Annotated in this window: 12 protein-coding genes; 9 read left to right on the top strand and 3 right to left on the bottom strand. The window is 31.5% G+C overall.

What is annotated here, in order from left to right; all coding sequences use genetic code 11:
* Positions 1–251: 251 nt before the first annotated feature.
* Positions 252–404, top strand: a complete 153-nt coding sequence (locus EAH81_RS27510) for a hypothetical protein (RefSeq protein ID WP_161595832.1) — start codon at positions 252–254, stop codon at positions 402–404.
* 381 nt (positions 405–785) lie between these two features.
* Complete coding sequence (locus EAH81_RS18860; protein WP_140510038.1) at positions 786–1,373, top strand: glutathione peroxidase; 588 nt, start codon at positions 786–788, stop codon at positions 1,371–1,373.
* 100 nt (positions 1,374–1,473) lie between these two features.
* Here the strand turns inward: EAH81_RS18860 and pip are convergent, their stop codons facing one another.
* The 3 genes from pip to EAH81_RS18845 all read right to left on the bottom strand — a co-directional run bounded on the left by pip (position 1,474) and on the right by EAH81_RS18845 (position 4,312).
* A complete protein-coding gene (pip, locus tag EAH81_RS18855; protein WP_161595831.1) occupies positions 1,474–2,385 on the bottom strand; it encodes a prolyl aminopeptidase in 912 nt (303 codons plus the stop codon).
* A gap of 162 nt (positions 2,386–2,547) precedes the next feature.
* Positions 2,548–3,045, bottom strand: coding sequence for a GNAT family N-acetyltransferase (locus EAH81_RS18850; RefSeq protein ID WP_140510034.1), 498 nt, complete (start codon positions 3,043–3,045; stop codon positions 2,548–2,550).
* 88 nt (positions 3,046–3,133) lie between these two features.
* Entirely contained in the window at positions 3,134–4,312 is a 1,179-nt protein-coding gene (locus EAH81_RS18845; RefSeq protein WP_140510032.1) for a thioredoxin family protein, read from the bottom strand.
* A 175-nt stretch (positions 4,313–4,487) separates the two neighbouring features.
* Between EAH81_RS18845 and menD the strand changes: the two genes are divergently transcribed.
* The 7 genes from menD to EAH81_RS18810 all read left to right on the top strand — a co-directional run bounded on the left by menD (position 4,488) and on the right by EAH81_RS18810 (position 11,764).
* On the top strand, positions 4,488–6,149 hold the full coding sequence (menD, locus tag EAH81_RS18840) for a 2-succinyl-5-enolpyruvyl-6-hydroxy-3-cyclohexene-1-carboxylic-acid synthase (protein WP_140510031.1): 1,662 nt from the start codon (positions 4,488–4,490) through the stop codon (positions 6,147–6,149).
* A gap of 96 nt (positions 6,150–6,245) precedes the next feature.
* Positions 6,246–6,590: a DUF2853 family protein gene (locus EAH81_RS18835; RefSeq protein ID WP_140510029.1), complete on the top strand. Its 345-nt coding sequence runs from the start codon at positions 6,246–6,248 to the stop codon at positions 6,588–6,590.
* 148 nt (positions 6,591–6,738) lie between these two features.
* Entirely contained in the window at positions 6,739–7,596 is an 858-nt protein-coding gene (locus EAH81_RS18830; RefSeq protein WP_140510028.1) for a S1 RNA-binding domain-containing protein, read from the top strand.
* A 70-nt stretch (positions 7,597–7,666) separates the two neighbouring features.
* Positions 7,667–8,440 carry a hypothetical protein gene (locus EAH81_RS18825; RefSeq protein WP_140510026.1) on the top strand — a complete coding sequence of 258 codons (774 nt, stop codon included), beginning with the start codon at positions 7,667–7,669 and terminating at the stop codon, positions 8,438–8,440.
* Between the two features lie 698 nt (positions 8,441–9,138).
* The gene (locus tag EAH81_RS18820; protein ID WP_140510025.1) at positions 9,139–9,972 is read left to right on the top strand and encodes a 1,4-dihydroxy-2-naphthoyl-CoA synthase; all 834 of its coding nucleotides are present in this window, start codon (positions 9,139–9,141) and stop codon (positions 9,970–9,972) included.
* A 122-nt stretch (positions 9,973–10,094) separates the two neighbouring features.
* The gene (gene menA / locus EAH81_RS18815; RefSeq protein WP_140510023.1) at positions 10,095–11,057 is read left to right on the top strand and encodes a 1,4-dihydroxy-2-naphthoate octaprenyltransferase; all 963 of its coding nucleotides are present in this window, start codon (positions 10,095–10,097) and stop codon (positions 11,055–11,057) included.
* Between the two features lie 29 nt (positions 11,058–11,086).
* On the top strand, positions 11,087–11,764 hold the full coding sequence (locus tag EAH81_RS18810; RefSeq protein WP_140510022.1) for a metal-dependent hydrolase: 678 nt from the start codon (positions 11,087–11,089) through the stop codon (positions 11,762–11,764).
* Positions 11,765–11,984 lie beyond the last annotated feature (220 nt).

The raw sequence follows: 11,984 nt of genomic DNA, 5'->3' as shown, positions 1-11,984 counted from the left end.
GTCCTAACCCTAGTAAAACAAGGGATTAAAAAAAAAGTTTAATTTTTTTTCATTTTTTTAAAACCAAAAGCAATCCAATTACGTAAATGCTATTATAACATGAAATGATTATTTAGTAAAATAGCAGAAAACAAAAAAAGAAGCTTTTTGTTTGATTATTAGAAGCTTATTAAGGATTGTTGAGTTTGTAAATTTTAACATTTGTTTAAAGAAATAGTAAGGTGAAATTTCAATAAAAAAAACGGAAAGGCATGAATAACATAAATAATTTAAAAATACTGATTGTTGCTTTAACGACCGTTCTTGCGCTTACCAATTTCGGAAAAGAAGAATTTAGAAAAGAAATTTTAAACTGTTATCATTTGTCTGAGAATATTTCTTCGGACCTAAAAAATAAAACTTAAAAAATTAAAGATATATAATAGTTGATGTCCTCGGACTTCCAACCGAAAATTTTTTAATAGAAGGATTACAATGTTCAAAATTACACTCTTATACCAATAAAGAAAACTAGTCACAATCAACGCCATAGAAGAATAATTCAGTAATTGAGAACAATGGAATTCATTAAAAGAAATTCACTATAACCGAGGCATCAACTATAATTTAAAGAAATTGCATAAAAGCATAATAATTAATTCATGGTTTGATTTGTTTGTATGGGGGGAAGCCTAACGTCTGATTAACGTTAGGCTTCATTTTTTTTAACTATTCTTTAATAAAAATAATAGAAGCAAAAACTTTCTGTGAGAGAGATTTTAACTAAATTTATAAAAAATTAAACAATGAAAAAAGCAGTATTTATAGCTTGTAGTGTGGTATTTTTCCTGAGTTCTCAACTTCAGGCGCAAACAAGTAAAACTAAAGTATCTAAAACAGATAAAGTCATGACAAAAGAAACAATCTATCAATTTAAAGTACAAGATTTATCAGGAGATCCATTTGATTTTGCATCTTTAAAAGGAAAGAAAATTTTGATTGTTAATACCGCTTCAAAATGCGGATTAACACCTCAGTACAAAGATCTTGAAGCTGTTTACAAAGAGTACAAAGACAAAGGTTTTGTAATTGTAGGTTTTCCTGCGAATAATTTTGCATCTCAGGAACCGGGAACAAACAAAGAAATTGAAACGTTTTGCCAACAAAATTACGGCGTGACTTTTCCTATGATGGATAAAGTTTCTGTAAAAGGCGATGATATGTGCGACGTTTACAAATTCCTTACTCAAAAATCTAAAAACGGTTTACAAGATTCTGAAGTTGAATGGAATTTTCAAAAATACTTAATTAACGAAAAAGGAGAATTAGTAAAAGTGATTAAACCAAAAACTTTAGTAACAGAACCAGAAGTAATAAACTGGATTAAAAGCTAATTTATAAGTATCTAAAAAAAATCCACAAATCTGAGTAATTCAGGTTTGTGGATTTTTTTTTAGCTTATCTTTTCTTGTAGATAGATAAATAATATGATACTTAATCATTTAAAACGGTAATTATTCGTTTTTCAATTTCAGGTTCAGAATCTGAATGTCCGGCGTCTTCAATATATAAGGTAGAATTTTCTAAATGACGATGAAATTCCTCCGTATATTCAACAGGACAAATAGCATCATTTTTACCATGAATTATAATTGTTGGAATAGTTTCTAATACTTTGCAATTATTCAGAATATAATTGTCTTCAAGAAAACAATTATTACTTAAATAATGTGCTTCCATTATCGATAAAGAATAGTACGGAAATTCTTTTAAAATCGTGTCAATTTCATTTTCCTGAATCCCTTTCTTGAAAATCGATATTTCATAATATGCCCATTCATAACAATAAAACTCCTTATTTTCAAGAGTTCCGTTTAACATTTGATCAAGATAATAAGCCGAAATAGTAAGAGTGCTATTTGCCGGAACATTATTTATAAAGCGATTCCATTCTTTTGGATATTCTTTTTTAAGTCCTCCGCCAACAAAGTGATCGATTGTTGTTTTATTAGCTAAGAAAAGCCCTCTTAACAAAAGGCTCTTCACTTTTTCCGGATTCTGAATTGCAAACACAAGACTTAAAGCCGTTCCCCAAGAACCTCCAAAAATATTTATGCGTTCTATTTTCAAATAGGAGAGAAGCAAGTTAATATCATCAACAAGATCTTGAGTTGTATTTTGCTCGATGGATGTAAAAGGTTTGCTTTTTGATGCTCCTCTTTGGTCAAAAAAAACAACTTTATGCTTTTCAAAATCAAAAAAGCGTTTGTCTTTCTCTGAAAATCCTGCGCCAGGACCACCGTGTACAAATAAATAAGGTTCGCCAACTCCACAAACTTCATAATAAATCTCATGGATTTCATTAACTTTTAAATATCCTTTTTCTAAGTTGTAATTTTGTTTCAATTGAATTAATGTTCAGATTTTAAAATAGATTTTATGCAATATAAATATTTAATCGCAAAGTTCGCAAAGCTTTGTGTAGATATAGCTTTGCGAACTTTGTGCTTTCTATGCGTTAAGTAAAATTAAATCTTTGCAAACTTTGCGGTAAAATAATCTCGTAATCTACTTCAATATCAATTGCATAAACACAAGATCAAGCCAGTGATCAAATTTATAACCTACTTCGCGAATTGTTCCGGTAGCAACAAATCCAAATTTTTCATGAAAGGCAATACTTCCTGTATTATCGGCATCAATAGCACCAATCATAACATGTAAACCTTGTTCTTTTGCCAATCGAATTAACTCCGTTAATAATTTTGATCCAATACCTTTTCCTATCACATTATCGACCACATAAACAGAATGCTCAACCGTATATTGATAACCAATTTTCTCGCGAAATTGTCCATAACTACCAAAACCAACCACTTCGCCATCTAAATCAGCTACAACAATAGGTAGATTCTTGGCTTTTTTATCTTCAAACCATTTTGTTTGAACTTCAAGAGTTTGAACTTCATAACTATAGTTTGCTGTTGTATGCAAAATAGAATGATTTACAATCTCCAGAATTTTCCCTAAGTCGTTTGTAGTTGCAGGTCTAAGTATAAGGCTCATGGTATTAATTGTTTTTTTGCCACGAATTCAAAAATTAATTTAAAGAATAGAAAATAATTCGTGAATTCGTGGCTATTTTTTGTTAGTGTTATTTAGTGTTGAGTTCCGCTAGTAAAATATCAACTTCTTTGGTACTCCAGGTCATTTCGGCACAAATTTCCTTGGCGTCTTTGGCGTATTGCAAAGCTAGTTTTTTATCTTTAATTTTATTGTAAAGCCTTGCCAGAAGCAAGTTTCCATCATAAGAATCATTTAATTCTAAAGAATGTTTAACCCAGAAAATAGATTTTTTCAAACTTTCGGCATCAGAAATATGTTTCAAATAAGTTTGCCCAATTTCTTTTAGAAAACTCGCGTCATTCCAAACCAGTTTCTGTGTATCTTCAAGGGTTACTTTTTTATAAAACTGCCATTTCTCCGTTCTTTCTGCCAAAGTCAAATCAAACTTAAAAACTAGAGAATCTGTTTTTTGCAATTTAATAGATTTTGCAACTTCCCTTTGTTTGTAGTAGTTGATCGTGTCCAGATTGTCAACATAAGGACGAAGTAATTCTGATACAATACTTTCTATTTTACGATCTACACGATTTTGAGAAGCCACGGCAGCAAACTCTTTTTGGTGTTTTAAAACATATTGAAATTCCCTAGATTTTATATCCGTAACACCATTTGCGATAATACGCCAATTGGTTTCGCTCACTAATTGTTCGTCAGATTGTGTGTTAAGATAAATATGTGTCGGAATTGATAAATCAGTTCTGTCTTTTCCTTTTTTTAAGGTATTCAAATAGGTGAAAAACTTAGTCGAATTACTGGGATCTGCAAGAAACTCTTTTTCTAAATAAGGCAATTGCATCTTTGAATTCAAAGCATACTTAACTTCCGTCATAAATTCGGGAGTTTTCATTTCACCTTTTAAAGCGTACAAAAGTGTTTCCGTATTTGGATCAATAAACAAGAAAGTAGGCAGCGATTTGGTATTGTACTTGTCTTTTAAAGCAATTCCTTCTTCTTTTTCAATATTTTTCCAGGCGCAAACGTAATTTTCCTTCAGGAAAGCCATAACATTTGGATCAGTAAAAACTTCTTTTTTCATTTGATTACAATGCGGACACCAATCCGCATAAAGCATTACAAAAAGCGGTTTGTTTTGCAGTTTTGCAGTTTCTAAGGCTGTTTTATAAGGTGTATCGTCCGGAACAAACTGATTTTGAGACTTTACAGTTTGCAACGATAAAAAAAGAATGAAGATAGAGAGGAAACGCATATGAAGTTTATTTTATCAAAAATTCGCTTTTACAAATATATCCTCTTTTTCGATAAACAACCTTAATATCTTCCTATTTATAAGTTAAATCCAATGCGAAGTTTGTAACTTTGTGATATCAAAAAAGAGAAGCTAAACTTTTAAGTGTTTCTCTAAAAAAGTAATATACATACGAATGATTTACCCCAAAATACCGCTTGCACAAAGCATTATCGAAATTTTTTCTGCAAAAGGAATCACAAATATTATAATTTCTCCGGGTTCTAGAAACGCACCATTAACAATAGGATTTGCTCAAAATTCAAACTTCAAATGTTACAGCATTGCTGATGAACGCTGTGCTGCATTTTTTGCGTTGGGAATTGCGCAGCAAACCAAACAGCCAACAGCAATTGTTTGTACATCAGGATCTGCCTTGTTAAACTATTATCCGGCTGTAGCCGAAGCATTTTACAGTCAGATTCCGTTAATCGTGGTTTCAGCAGATCGTCCGCAAAGCAAAATAGACATTGGTGACGGACAAACGATTCGTCAGGAAAATGTTTTTCAAAATCATTCTGTTTTCAATGCCAATTTAACCGAAGAGGCTTCTGTAGATAATGATTTAAAAATAAATAAAGCGATTGAAACTGCCATTCTTCAAAAAGGACCGGTTCATATCAATGCGCCTTTTGAAGAACCTTTATATGAAACGGTAGAAACACTTTCGGTTCAGCCAACAATTACACATTCAGAAGAAATTCTTGGAACAAAAATCATTGATAATAGCGAAGAAGTTGCTTCAATCTGGAATTCAGCCAAGAGAAAGTTAGTTTTAATTGGTGTAAACGAAGCTAATGCTATTGACGAAAAAACAATAGAAAATTTAGCAAGCGATCCATCTGTAGTTGTGCTGACAGAAACTACTTCAAATTTGCATCATCCAGGTTTTATTGCCAGTATTGATACCTTAATTACACCTTTTGAAGAGGTTGATTTTCTGGAATTTCAGCCAGAAGTTTTACTCACTTTTGGAGGAATGATTGTTTCAAAACGAATCAAAGCTTTTTTACGAAAATACAAACCACAAGAACATTGGCACATTGATACGTTACGTGCTTATGATACTTTTAGTGCGCTAACAAAGCATTTTGTAATGCAGCCAAATGATTTTTTCAATGACTTATTGCCTAAAACTACTTTTGTAGAAAGCGATTATTTTTCGAAAATTGATAAAATTTACGATTTAAGAAAAATCAGAAGACAAGAATATCTTGAAAAAACTATATTTTCAGATTTTAAAGTATTTGAGAAAGTAATTGAGTCTTTGCCTAAAAATAGTCAGCTTCAAATTAGTAATAGTTCGGCCATTCGATACGCGCAATTAATCGACATTGATCCTTCGATTGAAGTTTTTTGCAATCGGGGAACAAGCGGAATCGATGGTAGTACGTCAACTGCAATTGGTGCTGCTGTTGCCAACGGAAAACAAAATATTTTTATTACTGGAGACATCAGTTTCCTGTATGATAGTAATGCTTTGTGGAATGCCTATATTCCCAAAAATTTCAAAATTATTTTGATTAATAATGGAGGAGGCGGTATTTTCAGAATTTTGCCGGGACACGAAGAAAAGCCTGTTTTTAATACCTTTTTTGAAACTTCACATCATTTAACAGCCGAAAATCTAGCTATGATGTATAAGTTGAATTATTATACGGCATCAGATGCAAATTCTTTGGACGAAAACATAAAATTGCTTTATTCTAATAATGATGCACCGGCTATTCTGGAGGTTTTTACTCCAACTTTTGAAAATGATGTTATCTTAAAAAGGTTTTTTAAAGAACTAATTTAATTTGTAAATAAAATAATGTTAATTTTTATTTTTTACTAAATATTTGTTTTAGATTTGGCACTTTAAAAAGTAAGAAAAATCATTAAAATAAATATTATGACTAAAAGAGAAGAGTTAATTGCAAAATACGCATCAGACTTAAAAGAAAAATGTGGAGTAACACCAAATATGGATTTACTTACAAAGGTAACGATTGGCTGCGGGCCTTCAATATATAACGCAGATTCATCAACAGTTGCAGCAACACAGCATACTGAAATTGACACAGTTAAGAATAATTTCCTGATTAAAAAATTAGGATTACCAAATGGTCCGGAATTAGAAGCAGCAATTCATGCTGTTCTGGAAAAATACGGACATTCGAACAAACATAAATACAGAGCAGTTGTTTATTATTTATTAACTGTGCACTTTAAAAAAGAAAGTGTTTATAATAAATAGACTTAATTATTCAAAAAAAACAGCAAAAGCATCTTAATAGGTGCTTTTGTTTTCTTATATCTGAAATATTTTTCTTGGTACCATTTTCAAACTTCGTACATTTGCAGCTTAGAAACTTAGTCGCTTTTCGACTTAGAACCTCAAGAATATGATTGAAATAGGAAAATACAATACCCTTACTATATTACGTGATACCAAAGTTGGTTTATTTTTAGGAAATCCTGAAGAAGATCCTGAAGGGATTCACGACATTTTATTACCAAACAAATACGTTCCAAATGAATTTGAAATAGGCGAAGAACTAATTGTTTTTGTTTATCTGGATCATGAACAACGCCCGGTTGCTACGACACTGGAACCTTATATTTTATTGAATGAATTTTCGCTTTTAAGAGTAAATTATACCAATCAGGTTGGTGCATTTATGGATTGGGGAATGGAAAAAGATATTCTAGTTCCGTTTAAGGAACAAGCTCGTCCAATGGAAAAAGGAAAACGTTACTTAGTTTACCTTTATATGGATGAAAAAACCAATCGTTTAGTAGCTTCAAGTAAATTGAACCAATTTTTAAGCAATGAAAACCTAACCGTTGAAAAAGGAGAAGAAGTTGATTTGATAGTTTCGCATATTACGGAATTAGGAATCAATGTAATCATCAATGAACAGCATAAAGGATTACTGTACAAAGATGAAGTTTATGACGACGCCATAAGAACCGGAGACAGAATGCATGGTTTTATTAAAACCATTCGTCCTGACAATAAAATAGATGTTGCATTACAAGTGCAAGGATATCAAAGTATTGAGCCAAATGCAGAGAAAATTTTAGACGAATTAAGAGCCAATCGCGGTTTCTTACGTTTAAATGATAATTCGCATCCGGAAGATATTAAGACGGTACTAAAAATGAGTAAAAAGACCTTTAAAAAAGCCGTTGGAGCTTTATATAAAGACAAACTCATCGAAATCAAAGAAGACGGAATTTATCTGATTCAGGATAATTAAAAAATAAAAAACTTGCTGAAATTGGCAAGTTTTTTTATGTTCTCAAATTAAATATTATCGATTGAGCTTTATGAAAAAAATACTTTTTTTAAGTTTCTTGTTTTTAATTCTCTTTTCATGTCAAAAAAATAAAAAAGATTTAGAACTTGAATTACTAACCAACGAGGTCGTTTGCGTAGAAAATATTGATATATACGATTTTTTTGAGGCTTTTTATAAACCAAATAAAGAATATAATAGCCTTTCAAAAAATATTCTAAGATATAAAATAACAAATGTTTCAGACAAAAAGTATTTTATAATGTTAGACCCAAATAATTTAGGAACTCTGGAACGCGATCTCTATAAAGAAGCTTTGGGACGAAAAAACTATTCTTCAAATTCAATTGGTTTTAGTATGTATAAAAATGATTCTATTTTAGATTATAGTTCAACAGCGGCGGAAAACGTGTGCGGAAATGATCTTGAATTTCAGAAAATAGAAGAGTTAGATACTATAATTAATAACTTTTTAATAAAGAACAGAATTGAAAAAAGGTACAAAGTTCAATTTTTAAACCTTGTTGATGATTCATTGCAAGGTTATTTTCTTAACCCTGGTGAAACAAAATATTTTACTTCAATAATTAATTTGCCTTATAGAAATAATCAAAAGTGGTTTTCGAATATCGATAAGAAAAAACCAAATCTAGCTTCTCTTTCTTTAAAAAGTGATTCCAGTTTTATAAATAAAAGATTAAGTCAAGATAGAAAAAAGGAGATCCAAGAAAATGGGTATATTGTATTTGACGGAACTATTTATTCAAAAAAAATTCCAGTTAAATTAATACGTATAAAAAACTAAAACAAGAAAGGCTGCTCATTACAAGCAGCCTTTCCCTTTTTATTCTAGTTTTAAAAAAAATTGTAATTAAAAAAAAACAGAAATAAAATAAATTCGAATCCTTTCAAAAAATAATAGCTTTAAAAATTTTAGAAATTACTTCCTGAAACGGTATGTCTTTAAACAATATATACATTCATATTAAAAGCAAAAATTTAATTTCACGGCTAATCCATTTGGTTTAATAAAATAACTTATAGAAAGTTTTAGTTAGTATTTTTTTCCTTTTCGTAATCAATTTTATACTAATTACTAAACAATTCCAGCATTTAACCTTAGGTGTTACTATTTCCTTTTCGAAGTTTCAACAAACGAATAAATCATTTGCCCATTAATCAAAGGTTTATAAATAAAAACCATAAAAAAATGAGCGACAAATTTTTTAAATTTTCTCAAAAAAATCATTTTTTAGGTTAATAAATCAGTGAAAGAAAATCAATCTTATACCAATGAAATAAAATGTATCTCATTGATTTCTAGGGTGTAAAATTAATTATTATTTTTCAAAACTAATGTTAAAAAATGTTATTTTTTGTAAGTAAATACTAATTGTTAACATTCCAAGTAATTTTAGAACAGACTAAAGCTAATTTGAGTAGGTAAAAATATAAAAATGCTTTATTTTTACACTATAATTATTCAAAATAAAACAAATAGAAATGGATTGGATTACTGCCAGAGAATTTGAAGATATAACCTATAAAAAATGTAATGGAGTTGCGAGAATCGCCTTTAACAGACCAAATGTTAGAAATGCATTCCGTCCTAAAACAACTTCAGAATTATACCAGGCTTTTTATGATGCTCAAGAAGATACTTCAATAGGTGTTGTTTTACTTTCAGCCGAAGGACCGTCGACTAAAGATGGCGTATATTCTTTTTGCAGTGGAGGAGATCAAAACGCTCGCGGACACCAAGGCTATGTTGGCGAAGATGGTCAGCATCGCTTGAATATTCTTGAAGTTCAGCGTTTAATTCGTTTTATGCCAAAAGTTGTTATTGCGGTTGTTCCGGGTTGGGCAGTTGGCGGTGGGCATAGTCTGCACGTAGTTTGCGACTTGACACTGGCAAGTAAAGAACATGCAATTTTTAAGCAAACAGATGCTGATGTAACGAGTTTTGATGGTGGTTACGGATCTGCCTATCTGGCGAAAATGGTAGGGCAGAAAAAAGCACGTGAAATCTTCTTTTTGGGAAGAAATTATTCAGCTCAGGAAGCGATGGACATGGGAATGGTAAATGCCGTAATACCTCATGACGAACTAGAAGATACCGCATATGAATGGGCACAGGAAATTTTACAAAAATCGCCAACTTCTATCAAAATGCTGAAATTCGCTATGAATTTAACAGACGACGGAATGGTTGGACAGCAAGTTTTTGCCGGAGAAGCTACACGTTTGGCCTATATGACCGAAGAAGCTAAAGAAGGAAGAAATGCTTTCTTAGAAAAAAGAAAACCAAATTTTGGTGACAATAAATGGCTGCCATAAAATATTTTAGATTTTAGATTGCAGATTTTAGATTTTTGAAATCTGCAATCTAAATTTAGAATCTAACAATCTAAAATCTATCCCGATAGCTATCGGGACTAAAATCTAAAATAAAAAACATAATGAAACATTGGATTGAAGCCGCGAGATTGCGCACATTATCTTTATCAGTTTCCGGAATTATAGTAGGAAGTATATATGCCTTATCAAACCCAACAGCAACCATCAATACGCCAACAGAAGTATTTAGTTGGAAAATTTTTGGTTTTGCACTATTAACAACATTAGGTTTACAGGTTCTGTCCAATTTTGCAAATGATTATGGCGATGGAGTAAAAGGTACAGATAATGCCGATAGAGTAGGTCCGCAAAGAGCTATTCAGAGCGGGGTTATTACGCCTCAAGCCATGAAAAAAGCAATCATCATTACCGCTGCATTAACCTTATTATCAGCTATCATTTTGATTTATTTTGCATTTGGAGAAAGCAATTTCGGATATTCAATCTTTTTCTTATTACTGGGAATCGCTGCAATTGTTTCGGCAATTCGCTATACAGTAGGAAATTCAGCTTACGGATACAAAGGTTTAGGAGACGTATTTGTTTTCATATTCTTCGGTCTGGTAAGTACATTGGGCGTAAACTTTTTATACTCAAAAGAAGTAGATCCACTTTTAATTTTACCTGCAGTTTCTATCGGATTATTAAGCGTTGGCGTTTTAAACCTAAACAATATGCGCGATGAAGAATCAGACAGAAAATCAGGAAAAAATACCATAGTAGTTAAAATGGGAGCATCAAAAGCTAAGATTTATCATTTTACATTGATAATTACAGCAATGCTTTCAGTAATTCTTTTTGCTATTTTAAGTGATTATAACTTCGATCAATATTTGTTTTTATTGGCATATATACCATTAACCAAACATTTAATCACCGTCTATAAAAACCAAAACCCTAAGCTATTAGATCCGGAATTAAAAAAACTGGCGCTTAGTACATTTTTACTTTCAATATTATTAACAGCATGTATGATCTCGTTGATTTCAGACATCATTGTTAACCTCTTTTTAGGAGGCAGATAAATTAAGTTTCAACTTTAAATTTTATAAAAATGAAAATTACATTTTACGGACACGCTTCTTTAGGCATTGAAGTTGGAGGAAAACATATTATTGTTGATCCTTTCATCACAGGAAACCCACAAGCATCAGCAATCGATATAAACACATTAAAAGCAGATTATATTTTGCTTACACACGCCCATGGCGATCACGTTCTGGACGTTGAAGCGATTGCAAAACGCACAAATGCTACGATTGTTTCAAATGCAGAAATTGCGAGTTATTATGCGAGCAGAGAATTTAAAGCGCACCCAATGAATCACGGCGGAAGCTGGCAGTTTGATTTCGGAAAAGTGAAATATGTAAACGCAATTCACTCCAGTTCTTTTCCTGATGGAACTTATGGCGGAAATCCCGGAGGTTTTGTAATCGAAGGCGAACATAAAAACATTTATATTGCCGGTGACACAGCACTTACAATGGATATGAAACTGATTCCGTTGCGAACCAAACTTGATTTAGTAATATTGCCAATAGGAAATAATTTCACGATGGATGTTGAAGATGCTATTATCGCTTCAGATTTTGTAGAATGCGATAAAATCTTAGGCTACCATTTTGACACCTTTGGTTACATTAAAATCGATCATGAAGACTCAATCCGTAAATTTTTTGATAAAGGAAAAGATTTGATGCTTCTGGAAATCGGAGAATCAATCGAATTATAAGTATAAAAATCGAATTTACGCTTTTTGGAATTTTCAATATTGGAATTTTAAGAAGCTATTTCCCGCTTTCGGCTATATCTTTTTTTGAGGCAAAGAAAAATTGCCTCAAAAAAAGGATACCGCCTCAAACGAAGTTCACTGAACTCCTTTGAAAATAAATATTAAGTGAAGTAATCGGGGCTAAAAACACCTTTACGTTTTTGATCATCCATTTGTAAAA

The organism is Flavobacterium pectinovorum (genome assembly GCF_006438875.1).
GTDB lineage: Bacteria > Bacteroidota > Bacteroidia > Flavobacteriales > Flavobacteriaceae > Flavobacterium > Flavobacterium pectinovorum_A.
Note: the sequence above shows the minus strand (reverse complement) of the source record. Positions and strands in the feature narration are given on the sequence as shown.

Excerpts from the sequence above, each read along its gene's own strand:
- EAH81_RS27510 (WP_161595832.1), top strand. The coding sequence starts at position 252 with ATGAATAACATAAATAATTTAAAAATACTGATTGTTGCTTTAACGACC.
- EAH81_RS18860 (WP_140510038.1), top strand. The coding sequence starts at position 786 with ATGAAAAAAGCAGTATTTATAGCTTGTAGTGTGGTATTTTTCCTGAGT.
- EAH81_RS18850 (WP_140510034.1), bottom strand. The coding sequence starts at position 3,045 with ATGAGCCTTATACTTAGACCTGCAACTACAAACGACTTAGGGAAAATT.
- EAH81_RS18845 (WP_140510032.1), bottom strand. The coding sequence starts at position 4,312 with ATGCGTTTCCTCTCTATCTTCATTCTTTTTTTATCGTTGCAAACTGTA.
- menD (WP_140510031.1), top strand. The coding sequence starts at position 4,488 with ATGATTTACCCCAAAATACCGCTTGCACAAAGCATTATCGAAATTTTT.
- EAH81_RS18835 (WP_140510029.1), top strand. The coding sequence starts at position 6,246 with ATGACTAAAAGAGAAGAGTTAATTGCAAAATACGCATCAGACTTAAAA.
- EAH81_RS18830 (WP_140510028.1), top strand. The coding sequence starts at position 6,739 with ATGATTGAAATAGGAAAATACAATACCCTTACTATATTACGTGATACC.
- EAH81_RS18825 (WP_140510026.1), top strand. The coding sequence starts at position 7,667 with ATGAAAAAAATACTTTTTTTAAGTTTCTTGTTTTTAATTCTCTTTTCA.
- EAH81_RS18820 (WP_140510025.1), top strand. The coding sequence starts at position 9,139 with ATGGATTGGATTACTGCCAGAGAATTTGAAGATATAACCTATAAAAAA.
- menA (WP_140510023.1), top strand. The coding sequence starts at position 10,095 with ATGAAACATTGGATTGAAGCCGCGAGATTGCGCACATTATCTTTATCA.
- EAH81_RS18810 (WP_140510022.1), top strand. The coding sequence starts at position 11,087 with ATGAAAATTACATTTTACGGACACGCTTCTTTAGGCATTGAAGTTGGA.